This window comes from Bradyrhizobium sp. CSA207, assembly GCF_029051685.1.
GTDB lineage: Bacteria > Pseudomonadota > Alphaproteobacteria > Rhizobiales > Xanthobacteraceae > Bradyrhizobium.
The window spans coordinates 1-25106 of sequence record NZ_JAACFT010000021.1 but is presented as its reverse complement, the minus strand read 5'-3'; the positions used below and the strand labels follow the sequence as shown (position 1 = coordinate 25106).

20 protein-coding genes and 3 pseudogenes are annotated in these 25106 nt (G+C 60.4%); 12 read left to right on the top strand and 11 right to left on the bottom strand.

What is annotated here, in order from left to right:
• Nucleotides 1-28: 28 nt before the first annotated feature.
• A complete protein-coding gene (locus GWG65_RS23450) occupies nucleotides 29-160 on the bottom strand; it encodes a hypothetical protein (RefSeq protein ID WP_275197936.1) in 132 nt (43 codons plus the stop codon).
• Nucleotides 161-208: 48 nt separating this feature from the next.
• Between GWG65_RS23450 and GWG65_RS23445 the strand changes: the two are divergent.
• A pseudogene (locus GWG65_RS23445) lies at nucleotides 209-312 on the top strand (TetR family transcriptional regulator); the annotation flags it as partial.
• Between the two features lie 212 nt (nucleotides 313-524).
• Here GWG65_RS23445 and GWG65_RS23440 read toward each other — a convergent pair.
• The 4 genes and pseudogenes from GWG65_RS23440 to GWG65_RS23425 form a co-directional block, all read right to left on the bottom strand.
• A pseudogene (locus tag GWG65_RS23440) lies at nucleotides 525-1307 on the bottom strand (TIGR03619 family F420-dependent LLM class oxidoreductase).
• A gap of 63 nt (nucleotides 1308-1370) precedes the next feature.
• On the bottom strand, nucleotides 1371-2321 hold the full coding sequence (locus tag GWG65_RS23435; RefSeq protein ID WP_275197935.1) for an LLM class flavin-dependent oxidoreductase: 951 nt from the start codon (nucleotides 2319-2321) through the stop codon (nucleotides 1371-1373).
• Nucleotides 2318-2545, bottom strand: a complete 228-nt coding sequence (locus GWG65_RS23430; protein ID WP_275197934.1) for a hypothetical protein — start codon at nucleotides 2543-2545, stop codon at nucleotides 2318-2320. The genes GWG65_RS23435 and GWG65_RS23430 overlap by 4 nt, the downstream gene beginning before the upstream one ends.
• A 204-nt stretch (nucleotides 2546-2749) precedes the next feature.
• Nucleotides 2750-3787 carry an LLM class F420-dependent oxidoreductase gene (locus tag GWG65_RS23425; protein WP_275197933.1) on the bottom strand — a complete coding sequence of 346 codons (1038 nt, stop codon included), beginning with the start codon at nucleotides 3785-3787 and terminating at the stop codon, nucleotides 2750-2752.
• Between the two features lie 655 nt (nucleotides 3788-4442).
• Between GWG65_RS23425 and GWG65_RS23420 the strand changes: the two genes are divergently transcribed.
• From GWG65_RS23420 to GWG65_RS23395, 6 genes and pseudogenes are all read left to right on the top strand, one after another.
• Nucleotides 4443-5315 (top strand): SDR family oxidoreductase, encoded by an 873-nt coding sequence (locus GWG65_RS23420; RefSeq protein ID WP_275197932.1) that lies wholly within the window; start codon nucleotides 4443-4445, stop codon nucleotides 5313-5315.
• A 75-nt stretch (nucleotides 5316-5390) separates the two neighbouring features.
• Nucleotides 5391-5828 carry a nuclear transport factor 2 family protein gene (locus tag GWG65_RS23415; protein ID WP_275197931.1) on the top strand — a complete coding sequence of 146 codons (438 nt, stop codon included), beginning with the start codon at nucleotides 5391-5393 and terminating at the stop codon, nucleotides 5826-5828.
• Between the two features lies 1 nt (nucleotide 5829).
• On the top strand, nucleotides 5830-6546 hold the full coding sequence (locus GWG65_RS23410) for an NAD(P)H-dependent oxidoreductase (protein WP_275197930.1): 717 nt from the start codon (nucleotides 5830-5832) through the stop codon (nucleotides 6544-6546).
• Nucleotides 6547-6681: 135 nt separating this feature from the next.
• The gene (locus GWG65_RS23405; protein WP_275197929.1) at nucleotides 6682-7890 is read left to right on the top strand and encodes an acetyl-CoA C-acetyltransferase; all 1209 of its coding nucleotides are present in this window, start codon (nucleotides 6682-6684) and stop codon (nucleotides 7888-7890) included.
• 93 nt (nucleotides 7891-7983) lie between these two features.
• Nucleotides 7984-10200, top strand: a pseudogene (locus GWG65_RS23400) (3-hydroxyacyl-CoA dehydrogenase NAD-binding domain-containing protein).
• A gap of 145 nt (nucleotides 10201-10345) precedes the next feature.
• Nucleotides 10346-11080, top strand: coding sequence for a PadR family transcriptional regulator (locus GWG65_RS23395; protein WP_275197928.1), 735 nt, complete (start codon nucleotides 10346-10348; stop codon nucleotides 11078-11080).
• Between the two features lie 436 nt (nucleotides 11081-11516).
• Here GWG65_RS23395 and GWG65_RS23390 read toward each other — a convergent pair whose 3' ends face one another.
• Complete coding sequence (locus tag GWG65_RS23390; RefSeq protein WP_275197927.1) at nucleotides 11517-13127, bottom strand: DHA2 family efflux MFS transporter permease subunit; 1611 nt, start codon at nucleotides 13125-13127, stop codon at nucleotides 11517-11519.
• Nucleotides 13078-14349, bottom strand: a complete 1272-nt coding sequence (locus GWG65_RS23385) for an HlyD family secretion protein (RefSeq protein ID WP_275197926.1) — start codon at nucleotides 14347-14349, stop codon at nucleotides 13078-13080. Before GWG65_RS23385 ends, GWG65_RS23390 begins: the two co-directional genes overlap by 50 nt.
• Between GWG65_RS23385 and GWG65_RS23380 the strand changes: the two genes are divergently transcribed.
• From GWG65_RS23380 to panB, 3 genes are all read left to right on the top strand, one after another.
• On the top strand, nucleotides 14348-15124 hold the full coding sequence (locus GWG65_RS23380; protein ID WP_342760662.1) for a TetR/AcrR family transcriptional regulator: 777 nt from the start codon (nucleotides 14348-14350) through the stop codon (nucleotides 15122-15124). The two genes, GWG65_RS23385 and GWG65_RS23380, sit on opposite strands and share 2 nt — an antisense overlap.
• A 554-nt stretch (nucleotides 15125-15678) precedes the next feature.
• Nucleotides 15679-17469 (top strand): acyl-CoA dehydrogenase C-terminal domain-containing protein, encoded by a 1791-nt coding sequence (locus tag GWG65_RS23375; RefSeq protein WP_275197925.1) that lies wholly within the window; start codon nucleotides 15679-15681, stop codon nucleotides 17467-17469.
• 167 nt (nucleotides 17470-17636) lie between these two features.
• On the top strand, nucleotides 17637-18461 hold the full coding sequence (gene panB, locus GWG65_RS23370) for a 3-methyl-2-oxobutanoate hydroxymethyltransferase (protein WP_275197924.1): 825 nt from the start codon (nucleotides 17637-17639) through the stop codon (nucleotides 18459-18461).
• A gap of 114 nt (nucleotides 18462-18575) precedes the next feature.
• Here panB and GWG65_RS23365 read toward each other — a convergent pair whose 3' ends face one another.
• Entirely contained in the window at nucleotides 18576-19751 is a 1176-nt protein-coding gene (locus GWG65_RS23365; protein ID WP_275198058.1) for a VWA domain-containing protein, read from the bottom strand.
• 250 nt (nucleotides 19752-20001) lie between these two features.
• Here GWG65_RS23365 and GWG65_RS23360 point away from each other — a divergent pair, with 250 nt between their 5' ends.
• On the top strand, nucleotides 20002-20844 hold the full coding sequence (locus GWG65_RS23360) for a MoxR family ATPase (protein WP_275197923.1): 843 nt from the start codon (nucleotides 20002-20004) through the stop codon (nucleotides 20842-20844).
• Between the two features lie 135 nt (nucleotides 20845-20979).
• On the top strand, nucleotides 20980-21633 hold the full coding sequence (locus GWG65_RS23355) for a TetR/AcrR family transcriptional regulator (RefSeq protein ID WP_275197922.1): 654 nt from the start codon (nucleotides 20980-20982) through the stop codon (nucleotides 21631-21633).
• Between the two features lie 232 nt (nucleotides 21634-21865).
• Here GWG65_RS23355 and GWG65_RS23350 read toward each other — a convergent pair whose 3' ends face one another.
• From GWG65_RS23350 to GWG65_RS23340, 3 genes are all read right to left on the bottom strand, one after another.
• Nucleotides 21866-22933, bottom strand: a complete 1068-nt coding sequence (locus GWG65_RS23350; RefSeq protein ID WP_275197921.1) for a LysR family transcriptional regulator — start codon at nucleotides 22931-22933, stop codon at nucleotides 21866-21868.
• A gap of 382 nt (nucleotides 22934-23315) precedes the next feature.
• Nucleotides 23316-24713, bottom strand: a complete 1398-nt coding sequence (locus tag GWG65_RS23345; protein WP_275197920.1) for an NAD(P)(+) transhydrogenase (Re/Si-specific) subunit beta — start codon at nucleotides 24711-24713, stop codon at nucleotides 23316-23318.
• Between the two features lie 43 nt (nucleotides 24714-24756).
• Entirely contained in the window at nucleotides 24757-25074 is a 318-nt protein-coding gene (locus tag GWG65_RS23340) for a proton-translocating transhydrogenase family protein (RefSeq protein WP_007596278.1), read from the bottom strand.
• Nucleotides 25075-25106: the final 32 nt, after the last annotated feature.

The following is a 25106-nucleotide window of genomic DNA, read 5'->3' as shown; positions in this document are numbered from 1 at the left end:
ATTGCTGGATCCGTCACTCGTACAACTCCTATCTCGACACGAACAGCGAGCGGATCATCGTCGCCGCTTCCGTGGAGCGCGGGATCTTGGAGAAGTAGCTCGACTTCACGCGCAGCGCCGCATCCATCGGCAATTGCAGGGCTTCGTAGACGCACTGCATGATCGGCGTTCGTTACGCGGTCGGATCATCGAGGCGGGACTCGAGGTCATGCGCGCTCCAAGGGATATGCCGGCGCCGGTGTCCGCGACATCGCGGCAGAAGCCGCTGCGCCACAGGGCTCCTTCACGAATCACTTTAGGTCGAAGGAGGCGCGCTTCGGCAGTCACGATCGTGCCACCCGCGGCCTTGTAGAACTTCTCAAAGTTCTGGGTGTTGGAAACGCCCGGGCGATGCGCGACATGGGGTGTCGGCAGCGTCGATTTCGGCCTCGGCGGCTCGACAGCCGAAGAAGTGCTCCCCGGCATGCAGAATTCCGGGCTGAGGTCTTGCCGCTCGTCTAAGCCTTTGCTGCCGAGCTGGCGGATCAAATTCGCCCAGGGGTCGAGTTCCGGCAGTATCGGCTTTGGCGGAATCGAAGGCTGACGATGAGACGCGAGACGCCGTCGTCGCGGTCGCGCTTGAGCAAGTCGAGATTCTCCTTGGCGCCCCAGATCGTGATCGGCAACGACGCGGGATCGCGGCCTGCTTCGTTTGCCATCTCGCGGAAGCGCCTGTGCGTCCGCGTACGAGCTGCGTGTGCGGTGCGGGATCCAGCCGTCGCCGTAGCGCAGGGTGCGCCGGGCGCCGAACGGGAAGGCGCCGCCGACACGATGATCGGCGGATGCGATTTCTGCACCGGCTTCGGCCAGGTTATCATCGGGTTGAAATTGACGAACTCGCCATGATACTCGGCCTTTGACTTGGTCCAGATTTCCTTCATTCCCTCGACACGCTCGCGCGCCAGGTTGTGGCGGCTTTCGAAAACGATGCCGTGGTTAGCCATCTCGTCCTCGTTCCAGCCACTGCCGATGCCGAACAGGAAACGGCCGCCCGGGATCTAGTCGATCGAAGCGACCTGCCTGGCGGTCTGGATCGGATCGCGCTGGGCGATCAAGCAAATGCCCGTGCCGAGCAGCAGCGTTCTGGTGACTGCCGCGGCCGCACCCAGCATCACGAACGGGTCCATCACGTCGTAATATTTCTTCGGCACGTCGCCGCCGCTGGGGAAGGGCGACTTGCGCGACAGCGGAATGTGGGAGTGTTCGGGTACCCAGAGCGAATCGAAGCCGCGCTCCTCCAGTGCCTGCGTCAGGTCGGTCGGCGACATCGAATGGTCCGTGAAAAACTGGCCCCGCCGATGCGCATCGTTCTCTCCCTTTTTGTTGTTGCGTTATTTATCGCCTGTCTTTGGACGTTTTGGCCAGCGCGCTCCCGCACGCGGCAGCAATTGTTCGATCAGCTGATGGGTCTGAGCCAGAAGTGTGTCGTCATCGCCGCCGAGTGGTCGCAGAATGAATTTCGACACACCGACGTCGACATATTCGGCGATGCGCGCGAGGATCGCGTCGGCGTCGCCGATCGCGAACGCGTGCGTGGCGTCACGTCCGGTGCGTTTGGCGTAGCCATCCATCGCTCTGCCGATACCGAGCCCGTCCCGGCTACCGAAATGGAATGCGAAGCCGGCGCCATAGTGATCTTCGTCGATGGATCGGCCGGCTTCCTTGGCAGCGGCCTTGATCGCGGCGACGACGCGACCGGTCTCTGCCGGCGGGTCGTCGCTGGCCTGCCAGCCGGTACCGATCCGCGCCGTGCGCCGGATTGCGGCATCCGTCGAGCCGCCGATCCACATCGGCAGATCTGGCTGTACCGGCTTCGGCGCGATGGTGACGCCTTTCAACTGGTAGAAGTCGCCGCTGAAGTCGACCGATTCCTCCCGCCAGAGACGTCGGATGATATCGAGGCACTCGTCTGTCTTGCGGCCGCGCGTCTTCGCGTCTATGCCGAGCGCCTCCCATTCCGGCGCCAGCGGGCTGCCGATGCCGAAAGCGGGCACCAGGCGGCCTTCGGACAGCATGTCGATGGTGGCGCATTGCTTGGCCAGCAGCACGGGATCGCGGAACGTCAGCGACACGACATTCATGCCGAACCGCATCCGCCGCGTGCGCCCGGCCAAAGCAGCCATCGTGGTCATCGATTCAAGGAACGGCTGGCGGCCGACGATCCGGTCGGTCTGCCAGATCGAATCCACGCCGCCGGCCTCGCACATGTCGACCCAGCGCCAGTATGCCGCTGCGCCGGAAAACGGAAACTCCGCACAGCCCAATCCGATCCCGACACTCATGCGCGTCTTTCCTCTATTTTTGCTTGCGCATGATCTTTTCGGAAAATCGCTGAACACTTTTCCAGATCATGCGCTAGGTGTGATCTCTCGTCGAAATCGTAGCGCTTGCCATGAAAATTGAATTTTTCACCGGTGAGGCAGTGGCGCAGCACCTCGCTGCCTTCGTCCGTCAGCGACGCGGCTTGCGACGGGCAGGCCGAAGCCGCGAAATTCGTGCGGCGCATAGCCCACGTCGAGGCCGACCTCGATCCGGCCATACATGTTTAGTGCGAGCGGCGATCGCGCCCGCCATCGGCACCCACGAGGGCAGGTAGCCGTCATCGAGGGAAGTGATGTTCGGTGAACCAGACGAGATCCAATCCGAGCCCGTCGAGCATGACCGCCTGGAAGGGGTGGACGCATAACTTTGCTCTCCGCTGGTGGGGACCTCAGTTCAGCCGCGCGGCCTGGGCCATCACTTCGATCGCCTCGGGCTGGCGTGATTGCACGCTGAGCGAATCCGCGCCGCTGTCCTCCCAGGCACGGTAGCGTTCACGGATGCGCGCCGGCGGGCCGACCAGCGATTTCAGATCGACCCATTCGTCAGGCACGCTGGCGATGGCCTCGTCCTTGTGGCCCGCGAGGTAGAGCTCCTGGATGCGTTTGGCGGCGTCGCCGAAGCCGCGACGGACCATGATGTCGTTGTGAAAATTCTTGGTCCGGTGACCCATGCCGCCGACATAGAGCGCCACCTCCGGCTTGAGGCCCGCCAGCGCGCCTTTGACATCGTTGTCGACCTCGACATGGACGGACGCCTGGATGGTGAAATCCTTGATGCTCTTGCCGTTGCCGGCGCGCCGAAAACCTTCCTCCAGCCATGGGCCATATTCCTCCATGGCGCCCGGCACGAAACCCATTGGCAGCCAGCCGTCGGCGATTTCAGCCGTCAGCTTGACCATGGTCTCGCCGCCGGTCGCAAGATACATCGGAATATCAGGGTTCATGTGCAGGATCGATTTGAGCGGCTTCGCGAGACCAGCGGAGCCTTCGCCCGTGTAGGGCAGGCTGATCTCGCGGCCTTCGTGCGTCACGGGTTCTTCGCGCTTGAAGATCTTGCGCATGATCGCGACGTAGTCCTTGACCCGATAATAGGGCTTGCCCCACGGCTGGCCGTACCAGCCCTCGACGATCTGCGGTCCGGAAACACCGAGGCCCGCGATGAAGCGGCCACCGCCGGACATGGCGTCAATGCTGGCGGCCGACATGGCGGCGTTGGCCGGCGTTCGCGCAGCCAGCTGCATGACGCCGGTGCCGAGTTTGATGCGGTTGGTTTTAGCGGCGAGGAAAGCAAGCGGCGTGATCGCGTCGGAGCCATAGGCTTCGGCCGACCAGACCGAGTCGTAACCCAGTTCTTCCGCCCGCTGCACCAGGGCGACCGGCACCTCCAGTTGCGGGCCCGAATAGCCGATTGACAGTCCAAGCTTCATCGTCAGATCCTCCCTGGCCGAAAGATACGAAGCGACGGATCGCTTGACCAGTGTCGGCGGGTGCATGGATGCTGGCATGCTCGAAGAAATCGCCCACAACGACCTCCGCGCCGAAGCGCCTCTGAGCGCTCATCCTCCCTGTGGACCATCTCCTGACGGCAGGGCCTTTATGAGCAGGCGCTGAGCCGTGTGGCGCCGGCGCGTCGGTCACGAGGAACTTGTCCGTCATCTTGTCTACGTGGCGTTGGTTGGCTGTGAAAGGTATCGGATGAAGGGCGTCTCGGCGTCACGTAATGCGGGTTCTAGGTTGGCAAGGCCAGCCATCAAAAATGTAGTGCCGGCCTCCGCTAAGCCGTTGATGTTTAGCGGGTTTGTTCCTTGACGATGCGGCGCGAAAGCGAGCCAAAGGACCACCGGACGCCGCAACCTCCCATCTCCGCACCGACCTTAATCTTAGTTGTTTGCAACTTGTTGCAAAAGACAAAATTGCGCGTTAAATAGGTTCTGCAACGGATTGCAAAAAGAAGGATGTCGTGGGCTGCCCCCGCCCGAACTCCGGTTCACCACGCGCCGCCAGCGAGTTCTGACTGGCGCCATCTACGTCGGACTACCAACGAGCTAAGCAACAAAAAAACAACGCAAGGAGGATTGCATCATGTTCAGCGACGGACTTCTCACGGGCCGCAATATCCTGGTGACCGGCGGCGGCACCGGGCTCGGCAAAGCTATGGCCGCGAAATTTCTCAGCCTCGGCGCAGACATTCACATTTGCGGACGCCGCAAAGGCGTTTGCGAGGAGACCGCCGCAGAGTTGATGAAACTTCATGGCGGCAAGGTCACCGCCCACGGTGTGGACATTCGCGACGCCGCGGCGGTCGACGCCATGGTCGAGTCCGCTTTCAAGGACCGTCCCCTTACCGATCTCATCAACAACGCGGCCGGCAATTTCGTTGCCCGAACGCAGGATCTCTCGCCGCGCGGGTTTGATGCCATCGCCAATATCGTGATGCACGGCACGTTCTACGTGACCCACGCCGTCGGCAGACGCTGGATCGCCGGGGGACAGCGCGGCAACGTTGTCTCCATTACCGTGACATGGGTACGTAATGGTGGTCCGTACGTGGTGCCGTCGACCATGAGCAAATCCGCGATTCACGCCATGACCATGTCGCTGGCCACCGAATGGGGCCGGTACGGCATCCGCCTCAACACCATCGCGCCGGGAGAAATCCCGACCGAAGGCATGAGCAAGCGCATCAAGCCCGGCGACGAGGCCGGTGCGAGGACCGTCGCCGCGAACCCCATGGGCCGCCTTGGGGACATGAGCGAGTTGCAAAATCTCGCGACGTTTCTGATCTCCGGCGGCTGCGACTGGATCAACGGCGAGACCATCGTGATGGACGGTGCCCAGGCGCTGGCGATGGGCGGAAACTTTTACGAGATGCGCGACTGGAAGGATTCAGATTGGGCTGAGGCGCGCGACGCCATCGTGGCTCAAAATGAGAAGGACAAGGCAAAGCGTGGTTAGCGGTCGAACTCGACGCGAAGCGCGCCATCACCCTCTGAGCACGCAATCGGGAATTCCAAAGGCGAGGAAGTCGCAATGATTGGACTGCCCCATCTTCACCCGGCCGCCGTAGCATCTCTGGAGAAGTGGCACGCTATGATCGCAAGGAAAGATCTTGGCGACCTTCGCTCGATCACTCATCCTGAAGTCGTCTACCGCTCGCCGATCGCATTCAATTCCGACCACAGCGTCGAAGCCTTGGTTCTCGCCATGAGCAACGCGGTCCAGATTTTCGAGGATATCAACTACCATCGTCAAGCCACGACTGCCGATGGCCGGAATGTTGTTCTCGAGTTCAGCGCCAAGGTTGGCGGCAAGATGGCCAAGGGGATCGAGTTCATTCGCTTTGACGACGACGGCAAGATCGTCGAGTTCGAAGCGATGATGCGGCCGCTCAATGCAGCGCAGGCGCTTGCCGCGGAAATGGCGAAGCGCGTCTCCGGTGCGATTACCGCTGCAAGCGAGGTAAAATGAGATGCGTGTTCATCTGGTCCATGCGCACCCTGAGCCGAAGTCCTTTGTGAGCGCGATGCGCGATGTTGTTGTCGACGAACTGATGGCTGCAGGTGCGAGTGTCACCAGTTGCGATCTCTATCACGACGGTTTCAACCCAGTTCTCTCCGGGGACGATTTCACTTCAAGAAGCCGACCCGATTACTTGGTATACACGCTCGAACAACGGCATGGCTACACTGCTTCGACGCTGGCTCCCGATATTGCCCGCGAAGTAGAGAATGTACTGACGGCGGACCTCATCGTCTTCACTTTTCCAATATTCTGGTTCAGCGTTCCGGCAATTCTTAAAGGCTGGATCGACCGTGTCTTGCTCTCCGGCCCGATGCATGGCGGCAAACGGTTTTACGACCTGGGTGGTCTCAAGGGTAAGAGAACATTTACGGCGATGTCTCTCGGTGGGCGCCAAAATATGTTCGGACCAGACGCCCTTCACGGAGAACTCGACACCGGGATGATGCGTCATTTCTTTCAGGGGACATTGGGCTATGTCGGGCTAACCGTACACAAGCCATTTGTCGCCTATCATGTTCCATACGTTACGGACCACGAGAGGCAGACGCAGCTGAAGGATCTGCGCGTCTATGTGCGTGAACTCGACCGACAGCCCACCCTTAAGTTCCCCGCGCTTGGAGATTTCGACCATGTGCTTACGCCAAAGCGCGACCGTACTCGTTAGCGGGTAGTCGGAAGAGCAGCGGGACACCATCGGGTCTAACGGGCTATCGACACAATCATGAAGTGATGACCTCGAGAAGTGCCCTGACGATATCTCCTTCTCTCACGGTGGAGAAGGATAAAGAAGGAGAGACCAATGCCTGAGGCATTTATTTACGATCATGTCCGCACCCCGCGCGGCAAGGGCAAATCCGACGGTTCGCTTCATGAGGTCACCGCGCTGGCGCTGGCCACCGCCCCGCTGAAGGCTTTGAGGGAACGTAATAACCTCGAAGCCGACAGCATCGACGACGTGGTGCTTGGTGTCGTCGATCCGGTCGGCGAGGCTGGCGGTGACATTGCGCGGTTCGCCGCGTTGAACGCAGGTTTCGCCACGTCGGTGCCGGGCGTGCAGATCAACCGCTTCTGCGCCTCGGGTCTTGATGCTGTGAATTTCGCCGCCGCGCAGGTTATGTCGGGACAGCACAAACTCACCATCGGCGGCGGCGCGGAATCCATGAGCCGGGTCGGTATCCTGTCGTCGGGCGCCGCCTGGCCGATGGACCCGTCCATGGCGCTGCCGAGCTACTTCATGCCGCAGGGCGTGGCGGCGGATCTGATCGCCACCAAGTACGGCTTCTCGCGTGAGAATGTCGATGCGTACGCAGTGCAGAGCCAGCGGCGCGCTGCCAGAGCCTGGGACGAAGGCCGCTTCAATAAATCAGTGGTGCCGGTGAAGGACATCAACGGTATCACCATTCTCGATAAGGATGAGCACATGCGTCCGTCGACGACAATGCAGTCGCTCGGCCAGCTGCAGGCGTCGTTCGCAACGATGGCCGCAATGGGCGGCTTTGATGCAGTCGCCGTGCAGTCACATCCGGAAATCGAGGTTGTGAACTACGTGCATCACGCCGGCAACTCCTCAGGGATCGTCGATGGTGCCGGCGCTGTCCTGCTAGGTAGCGAGGCAGCGGGCAAGGAGCGGGGCCTGAGGGCGCGGGCGAAGATCCGCGCGTTCGCCAATATCGGCTCCGAGCCTGCGATGATGCTGACCGGTCCAGTCGACGTGACCAGGAAGGTGCTGGAACGCTCCGGCATGAAACTCTCTGATATCGATCTGTTCGAGCTCAACGAGGCGTTTGCCTCGGTGGTGCTGCGCTTCATCCAGGCGTTCGAAATCGACAACGAAAAGATCAACGTCAACGGCGGTGCGATCGCGATGGGGCATCCGCTCGGCGCGACCGGCGCGATGATCCTGGGCACGGTGCTTGACGAACTGGAGCGAACCAACAAGTCGACCGCGCTTGTCACGTTGTGCATCGGCGGCGGCATGGGAACCGCGACGATCATCGAACGGGTTTAATTAAGTCTCTCCTTCCACGTCGAGAACTGAGCGAGCCAGGGGTGGGGTGACGTGTCTCGCTCCTGATGGCAGCTGGCACCGAGGAACTATCTTATGTCCTACAGGAATTTCAAGATCGAGACCGACGCGGACGGCATTGCGCTGGTGACGTGGGACATCCCGGGCAAGTCGATGAACGTGCTGGATGAGACCACCGGGACCGAATTGGCCGCCATCGTCGAAGCGACTGCCAAGGATGCCGCCATCAGAGGCGTGGTCATCACGTCGGGCAAGGAAGCCTTTTCCGGCGGCGCGGACCTCACCATGCTAGGGGACATAAACCGAAAACACGTGGAGATCCTCAAGACCGAGGGCGAGGAAGCCGCCAATAAGTATGTGTTCGACGAAGTCTTCAGGCTCTCGCAAATTCTACGCAAGATCGAGAAGTCGGGAAAACCGTGGGTCGCAGCGATCAACGGCTTGGTACTCGGCGGCGCGTTTGAATTGACGCTGGCCTGTCACTATCGAGTTGCGTCCGACAATCCTAAAACACGCTTAGGTCTGCCGGAGATCAAGGTCGGTCTGTTTCCCGGCGGCGGCGGCACGCAGCGTCTTCCCCGCATGATGCCGCCGATGGAAGCGATGCAGATGTTGCTCAAGGGCGACGCCATAGATCTCGAGAAGGCCAAGGCGCTCGGCATCGTCGACGCGATTGTTCCGGCAGCCGATCTGATCAATACGGCGAAGGAATGGATCAAGGCCGGCGGCAAGGCCGTTGCGCGATGGGACGAAAAGGGCTTCGAGTTGCCCGGCGATGCGGTCTACTCGAAAGTGGGTTCGCAGTTCTTCCCAGCGGCGAATGCGTTCCTGCGCCGCGAGACCTACGGCAACTATCCTGCGGCCCTCGCGATCGTGCAGTGTGTCTACGAAGGCCTGCAACTGCCGATGGACGCTGCGCTGCGCGTGGAGTCGCGCTATTTTTCCAAGATCCTGCGCTCAAAGGAAGCGGCGGCGATGATCAGGTCTCTGTTCGTCTCGATGCAGGAGTTGAACAAGGGGGCGCGCCGTCCGCAGAACGTGCCGCCCGCAAAGGTCAAGAAGTTGGCCGTGATCGGTGCGGGTTTTATGGGCGCCAGCATCGGATTCGTGTCAGCACAATCCGGCATCGATGTGATCTTGATCGATCGCGATCAGGGCAGTGCTGACAAGGGCAAGGGCTACGCCAAGGCCGCGGTTGATGCGCTCGTCTCAAAAGGACGCATGGCGCAGGGCAGGGGCGACGCGATCCTAGGACGCATCACTGCGACACCAGATTACGAGAGGATCAGCGATTGCGATCTCGTCATCGAGGCTGTGTTCGAGGACCGCAGGGTGAAGGCAGAAACCTACGCCAAGGCACAGCCGCTAATGGGCGAGGGCGCGATCTTCGCATCGAACACGTCGACGCTGCCGATCAATTCGCTGGCGGAGGAGTGGAAGGACCAGTCGAAGTTCATCGGCATCCACTTCTTCTCGCCGGTCGAGAAGATGTTGCTGGTGGAAATCATTGTGGGCAAGAACACCGGCGATGTGGCATTGGCCACCGCGCTCGACTACGTGCGCCAGATCGGCAAGACGCCGATTGTCGTTAATGATTCGCGCGGCTTTTTTGCCAACCGCTGCGTGCAGCGCTACATCTCGGAGGGCTATGAGATGTTTAAGGAGGGCATCCCGCCGGCGATGATCGAGAACGTCGGCAGGATGGCCGGCATGCCGGTCGGACCGCTGTCACTCAACGACGAAATCGCCATCGATCTGTCGCTGAAAATTCTGAGAGCCACCGAAGCGGACATTGGCCCGCAGGCGGTCGATCCAGATGACAAGGCGCTGCTCGTGGAGATGGTCGAGAAGCGAGGACGCCTCGGCCGCAAGAACGGCAAGGGGTTTTACGAATACCCCGAGAAGGGCAAGGGTCAGAAGCGGCTTTGGCCGGAGCTGGTTTCGCTACAATCCAGGCATCGCGATCCCGATACGCTCGATGTCGAGGAACTGAAGCAGCGCTTCCTTGTAGTATAGGCGGTGGAAGCCGCGCGCACGGTCGAGGATCACGTCATCACCGATCCGCGCGAGGCGGATGTCGGCTCGATCCTCGGCTTCGGGTTTGCGCCGTTCACTGGCGGCACGCTGTCCTACATCGACTTCATGGGCCCCAAGAAGTTCGTCGAGCTCTGTCACAAGTTAGAGGCGAAATACGGCTCGCGCTTCACCCCGCCGAAGTTGCTGGAGGAGATGGCGACGAAGGGAGAAACGTTCTACGGCCGCTTTGCGCCAAAGAAAGCGGCTGCGGCATAAAGAGGCATTCGCGACTGGCCTCTCGCTCCGGCGGGAGAGCGCGGAAGCAGTCGCTTGAGGCGACAAGAGAGCGGAACTCCCATTCGAATCTGCCGTTGTCCAGTCTGAGCTGACGTTTGGCCCGGGCGCAACAGGGACTCTCAGCTTGGCCAGGATTGCCGCTCCCGCCTTTGCTCTGCCCGGACTGCAGCAAGTTGCGAAACGGGCTTCATCCACCGGGCATTCCGTCCATCGCGAGCGTATAGTCTTATTGAAGCCAATCGCGGCCGAGAAGTGTGGCCACCTCGCCATTGAGTTCGTCCATAAGTGGTGCGAGAAGCTTTACTGCCACATTGAGACTCTTTCGCCGATGTCTTTGCCCCATGCCTTGCTAACCGCATTGATCGAACGACCCTGTTCCGGATCCGAACTGGCCGAACGCTTCGACCGGTCCATCGGGTATTTTTGGCAAGCGACTCATCAGCAGATCTACCGGGAGCTGGCCCGTCTCGAAGCTGCTGGTTTCGTCCGAGGCTCTCTGGTGGACGGCGCGCGAGGCGGCAAGAAGACTTATCTTGTGCTGCCCGCCGGTCTAAAGGAGCTGCGACATTGGCTGGCGGAGGCGCAGGCCCCGTCTCCGGTTCGCGATGAGCTGATGGTTCGGCTTCGGGCGGAAGCGATCATCGGTCCCACCCACCTGATCGCAAAGCTCGAGAGACTTGCCGGATTACACCGGGAGAAACTTAAGGTTTACCGGCAAATTGAGGCTAGGGACTTCTCGCAAAAGAGAATGACGCGGGCTGAAAAGCTCCGTCTTCTCGTGCTCGAGGCCGGTATCGACTTCGAGACCCAGCGTATCGCCCTTTGCGAGAGGGCTATTTCAATCCTGAAAACATCCTAACCTGAGTACGGCATCCGACCAGCGCCCCGCGTAGGCGCGATGGCGTACGCTCAGGCAGCCGCGCGCCCTTTGAGTGCTTTTCGCCTTCACATTCCAAGCAAGCAGGTCGGCGACTGTGCTGGTCGTCTGATCTGCAAGCCTGGCCAGCAAGTGAGCGAACCAGCTTGCGGAAGGACGCCGTGTATCTTGCAGATTTCAGTCAGGGTATACACGGCCGACACGATGGCAGCCGGCGCCTGAGCCGGCGAAGGTCTGATCGGATTCAAGCTAGGTAGAGAGCGGCTGCGGCTGTCCATGGCCTTCGGGTTTGCCCATGGAGGGTATGAGCCCGGTAACGGCTCTTAGGGCCTGGTTTGATCATTTTAGCCGAATCGGACCGTGAATTGTTTAGGCGGCAGGGTGAGCGCAGGGCTGTTGCAACGATAATCGGCGGAAGCTAATGCGCGGCGACACTGCTACCTCTTACCTTCCGAGTCAGGAGAACGGCAACTGCGGCGAGCGCCAGCACGACGCCGATCACCGCGAAGGTGTCGCTAAATGCCATCACCATCGCTTGGTGCTTTACGGCCTTTGCAAGTGCGAGGATTGACTGCTGACGAGCTGCCGCAGGATCGGGCATCCCGCGAGCCATGAAGTAGTCGGCCATCTGCTGTATGCGGTTCCGGACCTCTTCACGGCCGAGAGTGACTGACTGACCGATGATATTGGAGTGAAACTGCTCGCGCTTGGTAATCACCGTTGCCAAGGTCGCGGTGCCGATCGCTCCCCCCAGATTGCGCAGCATATTGCTTATGCCCGAGGCTGCCGCAACGTCCTGCGGGGCGATTTCGCCGGTGGTAACGGACGTCAGCGGCGTAAGCACCATGGCCTGACCGATTGCACGAATGATATTCGGAATCCAAAGTTGGTCTCCCGCGTAATCGGGGGAAAGCGCGGTGTTCATGATGCAGCTATACGCAAAGATCACAAGGCCAATAACTGCTATGTATCGCGTGTCGAAGCGCTTCATCAACTGCGGTACCAGCGGGATCAAAACAAGTTGGGGAAGGCCGGTCCACGCCATCACCGAGCCAATCTGCTGGGCATTATAACCCTGCGCTTGACCTAGATAAGCCGGGAGGATGTAGACCGACCCAAACAGTGCAAATCCGAGAAGCGTCATCGCGATAGTGCCGAAGCCGAAGTTGCGGCTTTTTAGGAGACGCAATCGGATCAGTGGCTTCTCGATGGTCAGCTCGATCCAGACGAATGCAGCGAGGCTGACCAGTGCAATGATTGCGAGGCGTAGGATGAAGGGGGAAGCGAACCAGTCGTCTTTGTTTCCCTCTTCAAGCACGGTTTGCAGCGCAGACAGTCCGATCGCCATAGTGACGATGCCGGCCCAATCGCCTTCCCGGAGCAGAGCCAGCTCCATCGGCGTCTTCTCCAAAGTAAAAGCAAGCGCCGTCACCATCACGATGGTCGGCAGCACGTTGACGAAGAAGATGGCCTGCCATCCGTAATGCTCCGTGAGATAACCGCCGATGGTCGGTCCGATCGCAGGTGCGAACGTAACCGACAGCGCGAAGATCGCCAACCCAACCGGCTGTTGTGGTTTTGGTAGCTTGGTCAAGACCAAAGTGAAGGCCATTGGAATCAGTACGCCGCCAGCAAACCCCTGCAGACCTCGCATCGCGATCATCGATGGTAGATCGTGGGTGAAGGCACAGGCGACAGAGAAAATCGCGAAAGCAGTGGCGCTGGCCAGCATATAAATGCGGAACGAGAACACCCGGCTGAGATAGTCAGTGAGCGGGATCACCACGATCTCACCTATCAGGTAAGAGGTCGAGATCCACGATCCACTATCCACGCCCGTGCCGATGCCGCCTTCGATGTTGAGGAGGGAGGCGTTGGTGATCTGAATGTTGAGGATCGCCATAAACGAGCCGATCATCGCGGCAAGCACGGCAATCCATGTGGTCAGGGTGGCGCGATCGGGACCGGAATGTGCGAGCCTAGATGTTGGAATCGCGGAGATCGAGGCTGAAGGGGTTGAATTTGACATGGCAGGAAGCTCCGAAAGCCTTGGTTGCCGCTTTGGGTACTACGGCTGAAATCTGGCGCGGCAGGCTGTGCGTTGCGATGCTGGGAATCACGGACATGCCGGGCCGCAGTTGAATGGTGGCGTCGTTGTCGCCATCAAGCACAATCTTGACCGCGATGCGTTGCACGACCTTGGTGAAATTGCCGGTGGCGTTGTCCGGCGGCAGCAGCGCGAATTCCTGGCCGCTTGCAGGTGCGATGCTGTCGACATGGCCGTGTACCGTCTGGCCGGGAAACATGTCGACCTCGACGTCGACCGTCTGGCCCTTGCGCACGCCGCGGAGCTGCGTCTCCTTATAGTTCGCGACGATGTACGCGCCATCGACTGGCACCACCGACATCAATTGCGTTCCAGCCTGAACATATTGCCCTATGCGCAGCGACCGATTCCCGACCACGCCGTCGACCGGCGCCGCGATTGAGGTATAGCTGAGGTTTAGCTGCGCCTGCCTCCTCAGGGCGACGGAACGTGCGCGGGCCGCGTTGGCCTGCACGATCTCCGCCTTGAGGAGATCGACCTGTTTTTCTGCCGAAGTGAGGTTGGCGACGTCTCGGGCCATCACCGCCTGCGCGCTGGCTATGCGTGATTGCGCCTGTTGCGCATTCTGCACGCTTCCGGAGCCAGTGGCCGCCAAATCGGTGTAGCGCTTGCTGTCCTGCGCTGCGAAGGCCAGCGCCGCGCGATCGACGTCGAGGGTAGCGTTTGCGGCGTTGATGACCGCTTGCTGCACGCCGAGCTGCGCCTCCTTGCTGACGATAGCGGCGTCTGCTGCCGCAACATCGGCATCAGCCTGATCAAGCGCGACCCTAAAGTCGCGATCGTCGATCCGGGCAACGATCTGCCCTGCTTTAACGGGTTCATTATCGCCGACGAGCACCTGATGCACGTAGCCGGAGACCTTGGGAGCGACGGTAGTATTGTCGGCTTTCACGTAGGCATCGTCGGTCGAGACCATATACTGGCCGACGGTCCAGTAATCCCAGCCGTACCAGGCGGCCCCGCTGACCAACGCCAACGCCGCTCCAATCATCAGCCTCCTGCGCAGGCTGGATTTTAATCCTGCGGGTGGTGCGGCAATTGCGCCATCGGCGGGGGCTTGGCCGGAGGAGCCCGGGCGAAACCCGTGCGCGGCGTCGGCGGATACCGGGCTATCGACGGGGAAAGAGGGGGAATGGCTATTCATGGCGATTGCTCCGGGTCCTCTGCTCGCCCTTTGCGACAGGCTATTTAGGAAACTTGATATTTTCCAAATTAGTGCTTATCCTGGCACTGTCAACCGAATAACAGGTATAACTAAAAGCATGGGTGAGATGAGGGCCAAGCCGGAAAGGCGGGATCGCGGTCGGCCTCAGCAACGGCCGGACGACGAAACCCGCGGCATTATCTATGAAGCTGCACGGCAGCTCTTCGCCGACAGCGGTTTTGCTGCCACGAGTATGGAAATGGTGGCGCGAGCCGCCGGCGTGTCTACAAAGACCTTGTACCGCCTAATCCCGAGCAAATCTGCGCTGTTTGAGGGGATGGTCTCCGATCGTCTCGATCGCCTCCTGACCGAGGTCAACCTACGCACACTCGAGCATTCGAACATTGAGACCGGGTTGCGTGAAGTGCTGATGGTCTGCGCCGATCTCACACTGGATGAAGAGGTTGTCGCCATGCAGCGCATAGTGCTGCAGGAGGCCGGTCAGTCTTCCGATCTCGCGCGTGCATTCTATCGCAACGGCATGCAACGCACCGCCAATGCGCTGACTGGCTGGCTACGGGTTCAACAGGACCGCGGCTTTATCGCGCTCGAAAATGTTGATGAGGCGGCTGGTATGCTAATCGGTATGCTGGCTTCGGCGCCGCAGCGCGCGAGGATTTTTGGCGGCGCAAAGCTGCCTACACGGGCGCAAATCGAAGTTCGAGTTCGGCGCTGCGCAGCACTGTTTCTGCGCGGTTGCGAGGTCCGAGAATGAAAACGTGCAGAGTCTTTTGAAGCGAAGCCACCCGGTCTGCACGGGTAGTCCCATCTCCACGCCGGGGAGACGCTATGCGGCGTGCTTCCATCCCAACAAAGGGCGCCGATCCAGACTGCTTGGCACGTGGGAGCCTCAGAGGGGCGGATAACGCCAGGCTGCCGGCTATTTTGGCGCCTTTTGGAGGCCCTAAGTTTGTCGCCTTGCGTTGATGCTACAGCGCACGACGCGGTTGGAGGAATTATGACTACCGGTTATTCAAAGGAGAACTGGCGTGCTGCCTTGCATCGGCCTAATTGACTTCTCTCGGCCTTAAGGCCGAGGCCAATTGGAGGCTCGGTCAACACGCAATCCCGGAATATGCTTCCGTTGTTGTGATGCTTACATCGCGCCTCGAAAGCATATTGGGCTTGGGCATTACGGAAATTGCGTGGAGAACTTAGGGCGTCGATTGGCGCCTCGCCCTTGAAGGGCCAGATCTCCGGCGTGCAGAGAGATCAACAATGCCGAGCGCCCTTGAGGCGAGCCGGTAAACCAGCGAACAGGATCGATGAATGACAACTTATCGCGCTCCCGTACAGGACCTGCAATTCTTGCTGGACGACGTTCTGAAGATCGATCGGTTCAACAACCTGCCGGGATTTTCCGAAGCTACCCGCGACGTCAGGACTGCCATCCTGTCGGAAGCGGCCCGCCTCAGCGAAGAAGTGCTGCACCCACTGAACTCCCGCGGCGACATCGAGGGCTGCACCCGTCACGAGGACGCAAGTGTTACCCTCCCCCAGGGATTCCGCGAGGCGTTCAAACAACTCGGTGAAGGCGGTTGGATCGGCTTGTCAGGTCCAAGCGAATACGGAGGTCAGGACCTGCCGATGACGATCTCCTGCGCGGTCGGAGAAATGTTCTCCTCTGCAAACATGGCGCTAGAGATGTTCTCCGGGCTCACCAAGGGAGCCGTGGCGGCCCTGCTCGTACACGGCAGTGAGGAGCAGAAACAGCGCTACGTTCCGAAAATGCTTTCCGGTCAGTGGACCGGAACGATGAATCTCACGGAACCACACTGCGGCACCGACTTGGGCATGATGCGGACCAAGGCCGTCAAACAGGCCGACGGAACCTATCGGATCACCGGCACCAAGATTTTCATATCCGGTGGCGAACACGACATGACCGAGAACATCGTTCATCTCGTTCTCGCCCGGGTCGACGGAGCGCCGACCGGCATCAAGGGCGTCTCGCTTTTCGTCGTACCCAAACGGCTGGTCAACGAGGACGGCACGCTGGGCGACCGGAATGCGGTCAGCTGCGGCTCAATCGAGCACAAGATGGGAATTCACGGCAATCCGACCTGCGTCCTCAATTACGAAGGCGCGACGGGCTGGCTCGTCGGTCGAGAGAACAAGGGCATGGAAGCGATGTTCGTGATGATGAATGAAGCGCGAATAGGCGTTGGCCTGCAGGCCACGTCCCAATCGGAGGTCGCCTATCAGAATGCCGCCAACTACGCGAAGGAGCGCCTCCAGGGCCGGGCACTCGGATCCCCCGCCTCTCCTGACAAGCCTGCCGATCCGATCATAGTGCATCCAGACGTGCGACGCACATTGCAAGGAATTCGGGCGCACAACCAAGCCGCGCGCGCGCTGGTCCTGTTCAGCGCATTGCGCAACGACGTTGCCCACCGCAGCGATGACCCCGCGATAAGGGAGGCCACTAACGACTTCATGGGTCTATTGACGCCGGTCATCAAGGGAGTGCTGACGGACCGCGGCATGGCGAACGCGCTGGCTGCGCAGCAGATGTACGGCGGACACGGTTACATCGTCGAGACCGGGGCCGAGCAATTCGTCCGAGACGTACGGATCACCCCGCTGTACGAAGGCGCGAACGGAATTCAGGCGCTCGATCTAGTCGCGCGCAAGCTGCCACGCGAGAATGGGCGAGCGATCCGGGCTTTCATCGGCGAAGTCGACCGCTTTATCGAGGAGAACGGCGGAAACGACGGCTTAGCTCCGGCAACGGTGGCGTTGCGCAGCGCCACCTCCGATCTCAAAACGGCTACGGGCGCGGTGACGAAATTCGCGATGAGCGACCCGAACGACGCAATCGCGGGATCCACCGACTATATGCATCTTCTCGGGCTGGTGGCGCTGGGATATATGTGGGCCATGATGATTAAGGCGGCGCAGGAGAAGATTGCAGCAGGCGAACGTTCGGATTTCCTTGCGGCGAAATTATCGACCGGAGCATTCTTTCTGGAACGCACTCTGCCCGAGACGGCTCTGAACCTGCGTCGGATACTCGCCGGGGGCAAAAATATCACGGACGTTCCCGCCGAAACCTTTTAATTCCGGGGGTACGAACGACACCCGCGCGAACGTCGTCTGTCCTTTTGCCTGAGAGGTCGCCTCATACGCGCCGCTCGCGCCGCCGGTCCGGCAACGATCTTGAAGGCGATCGGGATCGTCGCTTGTTTCCCGTCCTACCAGGGCGCATGATTTGTCTGGAGTCTAGCATGTCGGTTCAGTCGACGATCAAGCGCAAGACCGCGCCGGATATCCGCGCCCGCAAGAATGGCGAGCCGATCGTGATGCTGACGTCGTATCACGCCCATACCGCCGCTTTGGTCGATCGCCATTGCGACGTCATCCTGGTCGGTGATTCACTCGGCAATGTGATGCACGGTTTCGAGACCACGGTGCCAGTCACGCTGGAGATGATGATCCTGCAGGGGCAAGCGGTGCTGCGTGGATCACAGCACGCCTTGGTCGTGGTCGACATGCCGTTCGGTTGCTATGAAGCATCCAAGGAACAGGCTTTTCATTCCGCGGTGCGGATCCTGAAAGAAACCCATTGCGGCGCGGTGAAACTCGAGGGCGGAATTCGGATGGCGGACACCATCGCCTTCCTGTCCGAACGAGGCGTGCCGGTTATGGGCCATATCGGGTTGACGCCGCAGTCGATCAACACACTCGGCTCCTATCGCGCGCAAGGCCGGGACGAGGGTAGCTGGGGTCCGATCTTGAACGACGCCAAGGCGATTGCGGAGGCCGGCGCCTTTTCATTGGTGATCGAAGCGGTCGCCGAACCGCTGGCGCGGAAGATCACCGAAAGCATCGCCATCCCTACCATCGGTATCGGTGCCAGTGCGGCCTGCGACGGCCAGGTGCTGGTACTGGAGGACATGCTGGGCCTTTCGCCGCGGACCCTGAAATTCGTGCGCCGCTACGGAAATCTGAGACCGGCTATGGAGGCCGCGATCGAGGGATACGCGTTGGACGTGCGCTCGCGGGCCTTTCCCGGGCCCGAGCACGTCTTTGAGATGAAGACCAAAGGCTGAGAGCCTACGGATCGACCGGTCGCCACTTCCAATCCGCGCAGCAGCTCCAGTTCGGCTTCGGCTGCCGGATCGTGCCGTCATTCTGAGAAGGCTCGGGGCTGCGGCGAAGTTGCACTACCGCACCAGTTCCTTCATCGTACCTTCCAAGCCCTCGATCGTGATCGGGAACATGCGGTTGGCGAAGATGCGTTTGATGATGGTGGTCGATTCCGAATAGTCCCAGTGCTTCTGGGCGACCGGGTTGAGCCACACCGCATGCGGATAGGTGCGGATGATGCGGTCGAGCCAAACCGAGCCCGGCTCCTCGTTGACATGCTCGACAGAGCCGCCGGGCACCATGATCTCGTATGGCGACATCGAGGCGTCGCCGACGAACACGATCTTGTAGTCGTGCGGGTATTTGTGCAGCACGTCCCAGGTCGGGGTGCGGTCAGTGAAGCGACGCTTGTTCTGCTTCCACACGCCTTCATAGAGGCAGTTGTGGAAGTAGAAATACTCCATGTGCTTGAACTCGCTCTTCGCCGCCGAGAACAGCTCCTCGACCTGCTCGATATGCGCGTCCATGGAGCCGCCGATATCGAAGAACACCAAGAGCTTCACCGCATTGCGCCGCTCGGGGCGCATGTGAACATCGAGATAGCCGTGGTTGGCGGTCTCGCGAATGGTGGTGTCGAGATCGAGTTCGTCGGGCGCACCGGTGCGCGCGAATTTGCGCAGGCGCCGCAGCGCCACCTTGATGTTGCGGATGCCGAGCTCGACATTGCCGTCGAGATCCTTGAACTCGCGCTTGTCCCACACCTTGACGGCGCTGTTGTTGCGGTTCTTCTCCTGGCCGATGCGGACGCCTTCGGGATTGTAGCCGTGGGCGCCGAACGGCGAGGTGCCGGCGGTGCCGATCCATTTCGAGCCGCCCTGGTGCCGGCCCTTCTGCTCCTCGAGCCGCTTCTTCAGCGTCTCCATGAGCTTGTCCCAGCCCATCGCCTCGATCTGCTTCTTCTCTTCCTCGCTGAGGTATTTTTCGGCGAGCTTCTTCAGCCACTCCTCGGGGATCTCCGCCTTCTCCATGGCGTCGAGCAGGCTTTCCAACCCCTTGAACACGGTGCCAAAGACGCGATCGAACTTGTCGAGGTTGCGCTCGTCCTTCACCAGCGAAGTGCGCGACAGATAATAGAAATTCTCGACCGAGTAGTCCGACAGATCAGCGTCGAGCGCCTCCATCAGCGTGAGGTATTCGCGCAGCGTCACGGGGACCTGCGCGTCGCGCAGCGATGTGAAGAATTGCAGGAACATACGCTGAAGATGAGGGTGCCGCATACCTCCGTCAAGGGCAGAGCGCATTCGAGGCTTCCATCCGTTGTTCGGCGCGGTCGGAGAGAAGACGGTTACTGTTGTGCGCTCAACAGTGAATAGGCGGGAGACAAAAATGAATAGGTTAGCATGAACCGACGTCATTGCGTCGAAGGCGCTTCTGCCGCTAACTTTCGCTGGCGCACCCGATCTGCGGACACCGTCGCCTTCTCCAAGGAAGCAAGCTGACTCGATGAAATTCACCGGGACGAAAGACTACATCGCCACTGACGACCTTAAGGTTGCGGTTAATGCCTCGATCGTGCTGGAGCGCCCCCTGCTCATCAAGGGCGAGCCCGGCACCGGCAAGACGGTGCTGGCGGAAGAAGTCGCGAAGGCGCTGAACGCGCCGCTTTTGACCTGGCACATCAAGTCCACCACCAAGGCGCAGCAGGGCCTCTATGAATACGACGCGGTGTCGCGGCTGCGTGACAGCCAGCTCGGCGATGCGCGGGTGTCGGACATCAAGAACTACATCAAGCGCGGCAAGCTCTGGGACGCCTTCGCCGCCGAGAAGCGCCCGGTACTCTTGATCGACGAGATCGACAAGGCCGACATCGAGTTTCCGAACGATCTGCTGCTCGAGCTCGATCGCATGGAATTCCATGTCTACGAGACCGGCGAGACCATCAAGGCCAAGCAGCGCCCGATCATGATGATCACCTCCAACAACGAGAAGGAGCTGCCGGACGCCTTCCTGCGCCGCTGCTTCTTCCATTACATCAAATTCCCCGATGCCGACACCATGGGCCGGATCGTCGACGTCCACTTCCCCGGCATCAAGAAGCGTCTGGTCGAGGAGGCTCTGCGCATCTTCTTCGAGGTGCGCGAGGTGCCCGGCCTGAAGAAGAAGCCGTCGACCTCCGAACTGCTCGATTGGCTGAAACTGCTGCTCAACGAAGACATGAGCGTCGAGCAGCTCCGCGAACGCGACCCGCGCAAACTGATCCCGCCGCTGCACGGCGCGCTGCTCAAGAACGAGCAGGACGTGCATCTGTTCGAGCGCCTAGCTTTTCTCGGCCGCCGCGAAGTTTAAGCGCATTCAGGTGTGCAGCCTGTAACGTTAGAAGCAAACTGACCTATATCGCGCCGCAACTGTATCGACATGCCGCAGTGTCGAAAACGGTTGGAATTCCGGCGCGAATGCCTGTATGTTCTACACGATATCTGCATGAGAACGATCATGCAGAATCCACCTCGGCGGTCGCTCTCCAGATTGTCGGGGGCATTTTGGGAGCTGGCGAAGGTGGGGCATTCTCGGGCGAACAAGGCGAAGAACCGTCAGCGCATACTGGAGGCGGCAGCGTTTCAGCTCAGAGAGGCCGGGCTGGCGGGTGTCAGCATCGGAGGCCTGATGAAATCCACCAAATTGACGCACGGCGGCTTCTATGGACACTTCGCATCGCGCGACGAACTAGTCGCCGAGGCGCTCGAACAGGCGCTTAGCGAGGGAAATGCCATCGCGATTCGCACAAGGAGCGCAAAAGGACCGCACACGCTCAAATCGTTCTTGAATACCTATCTGAGCAAGGGACATAGAGACAATCCGGGGTCAGGCTGCGCTCTTTCCGCTCTGGCAGGCGATGTTGCGCGGGCCGACCAGCGGACTCGCAAGATCATGACCAAACATCTCACCAAATACTTCGAAGACGTCTCCAATCTCACAGAGGACGCTTACACCACCGAATTTGCGATATCAGTGATGTGCACGGTCGTCGGCGCGATAACGCTATCGCGGGTCACAAGCGACGAGGAAACGTCGAATAAAATCCTGATGGCTGCACGAAAGTCCATACTGGAATACGCGGAGACCAGTACCTGTTGAAACGCCGCGCGCCGACTTGGCGTGCCGTCCGATCTCTCGCCTTCTTTTTGCGGCTTTCGCACCTGCACCCTTGGTGCCAACCGACCTATCAGGTTGTGTGTTGCGAGCCGCCATGTAACGCACCGAAGCCGTCCCTAAGTCAGTAACGCAGCTTACGCTAAGGATTTCCTCGGGTAGATCCGCGCTGTCCGTCGCTACGATCCACCAAGCGGCACGGTAGGATGATTCCGTCTCAGGCGAGGCGAGGCAGGGATTTGCGCACGACTTGCTGGCCCGCGAACCACGACCTTGACTGGGTGAGCTCGCTTTCCAGAAAGCGACGCACCTGCCGCGTCAGCTTCCGTAGATCAGTCTCGCGTCGACGGAGTAGCCATATGTCCATCAACGTAGACTCATCCGGCAGAACACGCACCAATCCTTCCGCCAAAGCGAACGGTACCGCCACGAATGCCAAGCCGAGCCCTGCGCCGGCGGCGGCAAAATGATTGGCGATAGGCATGACCCTCAAGCTACCCTTCGCATCGCCGGCAGCCTCAAAACTGGTCAGCAATCCCATCCCACCCGTGCGCTGGCTATGAAGTCCCCCGAAATCGGCCGAGCTTCCGATGATCTCGTGGTTGGCGAGATCAGCCACCGTTTTAGGGGCTGGATGCTCGGCTAGGTACGATTCGGAAGCGAAAATGCCGAAAGCGACCGTCGCCACTTTCCTGCCTATCAACTCGTCATCGCCGGGATGGCCCACTCGAATGACGAAATCGAGATCGCTGGATGCGAGATTCTGCTGTTGGACGGAGGAGTTGATGTCAATCCGAATGTGGCCGTTGAGCGCGCGCAACTTCGCGACGCGCGGAAGCAACCAGTGTTTGGTCACGCCTTCCGTGGCAGAGATCTTGATTGCAAACGATCTATCCCCGACGTGAAGCGACATATCGCGATAAAAAGCTTCGAACGACTGCATCAAACCTTTTGCAGAAAGCCGCAGAGCCTCGCCTTCTTCCGTCAGCTTAACACCAGACGGTATACGAAAAAAAAGAGGAGCGCCCACATGCCGCTCCAGTTCTTTCATCCGCCGACTGACAGTCGGTTGGCTCATCGCGAGCTCTTTGGCGGCGCGGTTGACACTCCCGGTTTTCGCCACCGCCAAGAACAGTCTAAAGAGGTCCCAGTTCGCCTCGGTCAGGCGAGCCTTTCGCGGCTTAATTGCGTCCGGTTTATCAATACGCGCGGCAGGAGAACCAATTTCGACGTAAGCGACGCCGCTTTCTCGCGAAGACTTCGTGCTCAGAAGCGCGGCCGTCATGTTCCACCCTCGAGAAGCGCACCCTTACGCCGATTCCCCGAAAGATGGGCGGCAGTGCTTGTCAGTTTGACGCAGCGACACAGCGGAATAGGCTACGCCTGACGGTCGTCATCTGACCATCAGCATGACGCTCATCATCCAGAACGTCAAGTCCCGGCTTTTCGGCGGGTCGGGTGAGCCGGAGGCCTCGACGTCCGCCATCGGGTCGAGAAGTTTCTTAGCTTTGCCAGCCGCGTGAAGCCAAGTCGAGAGTGGTCAGGTCCAGCAGCCTATTCGCGCGGTAATTGCCGGCCGATAGGCATCAGCGCGAAATTTCCAAGTTTAGGTTGTAACTTCATTTGTGGCGCGGGTCCCTGCCCGAACACTGCATTTGGTAGTTCCGCTACATCGCCTTGACGATGTTCTCGGTGACCTTCTTGGCGTCGCCGAGCAGCATCATGGTGTTGTCGCGATAGAACAGCGGATTGTCGATGCCGGCGTAGCCCGAGGCGAGCGAGCGCTTGATGAACATCACGGTGCCGGCCTTCCAGACCTGGAGCACCGGCATGCCGTAGATCGGCGAGGTCTTGTCCTCTTCGGCGGCCGGATTGGTGACGTCGTTGGCGCCGATCACGAAGGCGATGTCGGCCTGTGCGAATTCGGAGTTGATGTCCTCGAGCTCGAATACCTCGTCATAGGGCACGTTGGCTTCCGCCAGCAGCACGTTCATGTGGCCGGGCATGCGGCCCGCGACCGGGTGGATCGCGTACTTCACCTCGACCCCTTCCTTCTTCAGGACGTCACCCATTTCGCGCAGCGCATGCTGGGCCTGCGCCACCGCCATGCCGTAGCCGGGCACGATGATGACCTTGGAGGCGTTTTTCATGATGAAGGCGGCATCGTCCGCCGAGCCGAGCTTGGCCGGCTTCTGCTCACCGGTCGCGCCGCCGGCCGCGGCGGTCTCGCCGCCGAAGCCGCCCAGGATGACCGAGATGAAGGAGCGGTTCATCGCGTGGCACATGATGTAGGACAGGATCGCGCCCGACGATCCGACCAGCGCGCCGGTGATGATCAGTGCGGAGTTGCCGAGCGTGAAGCCGATGCCCGCCGCGGCCCACCCCGAATAGGAGTTCAGCATCGAGATCACGACCGGCATGTCGGCGCCGCCGATCGGGACGATCATGAGCACGCCGAGCGCCAGCGCGAGGATGACGATCAGCCAGAAGTCGAGCGCGCTGCCGGACAGCACCAGGCCGACGATGAAGAACACCAGCGCCAGCGCCAGCACAATGTTGATGGCATGGCGGAACGGTAGGATGATCGGCGCACCGCTCATGCGGGCGGACAACTTCAGGAACGCGATCACCGAACCGGTGAACGTCAGCGCGCCGATGGCGACGCCGAGCGACATCTCGACCAAGCTCTGCGGATGGATGTTGCCGGGCGTGCCGATGTCGAAGGCCTCAGGCGCGTAGAACGCGCCGGCGGCGACCAGCACCGCGGCCATGCCGACCAGCGAGTGGAAGGCCGCGACCAGTTCCGGCATCGAGGTCATCGGCACCCGGCGCGCAATCACGGCGCCGACGCTGCCGCCGATCGCGATGCCGAGGATGACCAGCAGCCAGGCGAGGCCGTCTGCCGGCGGATGGCTGGCCAGCGTGGTCGCGACCGCGATTCCCATGCCGATCATGCCGAAGAAATTGCCCTGTCGGGATGAGGCGGGGCTCGACAGCCCGCGCAGTGACAGGATGAACAGCACACCCGCCACGAGATACAGAACTGCAGCCAGATTGGCGTTCATCTCAGGTCCCCTATTGTCTTCGTCACCCCGAGGTGCACGCCGCTCACTTCACTTTCTTCTTGTACATCGCCAGCATGCGCTGGGTGACGAGGAAGCCGCCGAAAATGTTCACACAGGCGAAGATCAGCGCGATGAAGCCGAAACCGCGCGCCCAGCCCGAGCCGCTCGAGATCATGCCGACGCCGACCGCGAGCAGCGCGCCGACCACGATCACCGACGAGATCGCGTTGGTCACGCTCATCAGCGGCGTATGCAACGCCGGCGTCACCGACCACACCACGAAATAGCCGACGAAAACGGCGAGAACGAAAATCGACAGCCGGAAGACGAAGGGGTCGACGACCTGTGCAATGTGCTCCATGGCGGCTCTCCTAGGCTTTCGGCTGGAAGTTC

Excerpts from the sequence above, each read along its gene's own strand:
- GWG65_RS23450 (WP_275197936.1), bottom strand. The coding sequence starts at position 160 with ATGCAGTGCGTCTACGAAGCCCTGCAATTGCCGATGGATGCGGCGCTG.
- GWG65_RS23435 (WP_275197935.1), bottom strand. The coding sequence starts at position 2,321 with ATGAGTGTCGGGATCGGATTGGGCTGTGCGGAGTTTCCGTTTTCCGGC.
- GWG65_RS23430 (WP_275197934.1), bottom strand. The coding sequence starts at position 2,545 with ATGCGCCGCACGAATTTCGCGGCTTCGGCCTGCCCGTCGCAAGCCGCG.
- GWG65_RS23425 (WP_275197933.1), bottom strand. The coding sequence starts at position 3,787 with ATGAAGCTTGGACTGTCAATCGGCTATTCGGGCCCGCAACTGGAGGTG.
- GWG65_RS23420 (WP_275197932.1), top strand. The coding sequence starts at position 4,443 with ATGTTCAGCGACGGACTTCTCACGGGCCGCAATATCCTGGTGACCGGC.
- GWG65_RS23415 (WP_275197931.1), top strand. The coding sequence starts at position 5,391 with ATGATTGGACTGCCCCATCTTCACCCGGCCGCCGTAGCATCTCTGGAG.
- GWG65_RS23410 (WP_275197930.1), top strand. The coding sequence starts at position 5,830 with ATGCGTGTTCATCTGGTCCATGCGCACCCTGAGCCGAAGTCCTTTGTG.
- GWG65_RS23405 (WP_275197929.1), top strand. The coding sequence starts at position 6,682 with ATGCCTGAGGCATTTATTTACGATCATGTCCGCACCCCGCGCGGCAAG.
- GWG65_RS23390 (WP_275197927.1), bottom strand. The coding sequence starts at position 13,127 with ATGTCAAATTCAACCCCTTCAGCCTCGATCTCCGCGATTCCAACATCT.
- GWG65_RS23380 (WP_342760662.1), top strand. The coding sequence starts at position 14,348 with ATGGCGATTGCTCCGGGTCCTCTGCTCGCCCTTTGCGACAGGCTATTT.
- GWG65_RS23385 (WP_275197926.1), bottom strand. The coding sequence starts at position 14,349 with ATGAATAGCCATTCCCCCTCTTTCCCCGTCGATAGCCCGGTATCCGCC.
- GWG65_RS23375 (WP_275197925.1), top strand. The coding sequence starts at position 15,679 with ATGACAACTTATCGCGCTCCCGTACAGGACCTGCAATTCTTGCTGGAC.
- panB (WP_275197924.1), top strand. The coding sequence starts at position 17,637 with ATGTCGGTTCAGTCGACGATCAAGCGCAAGACCGCGCCGGATATCCGC.
- GWG65_RS23365 (WP_275198058.1), bottom strand. The coding sequence starts at position 19,751 with ATGTTCCTGCAATTCTTCACATCGCTGCGCGACGCGCAGGTCCCCGTG.
- GWG65_RS23360 (WP_275197923.1), top strand. The coding sequence starts at position 20,002 with ATGAAATTCACCGGGACGAAAGACTACATCGCCACTGACGACCTTAAG.
- GWG65_RS23355 (WP_275197922.1), top strand. The coding sequence starts at position 20,980 with ATGAGAACGATCATGCAGAATCCACCTCGGCGGTCGCTCTCCAGATTG.
- GWG65_RS23350 (WP_275197921.1), bottom strand. The coding sequence starts at position 22,933 with ATGACGGCCGCGCTTCTGAGCACGAAGTCTTCGCGAGAAAGCGGCGTC.
- GWG65_RS23345 (WP_275197920.1), bottom strand. The coding sequence starts at position 24,713 with ATGAACGCCAATCTGGCTGCAGTTCTGTATCTCGTGGCGGGTGTGCTG.
- GWG65_RS23340 (WP_007596278.1), bottom strand. The coding sequence starts at position 25,074 with ATGGAGCACATTGCACAGGTCGTCGACCCCTTCGTCTTCCGGCTGTCG.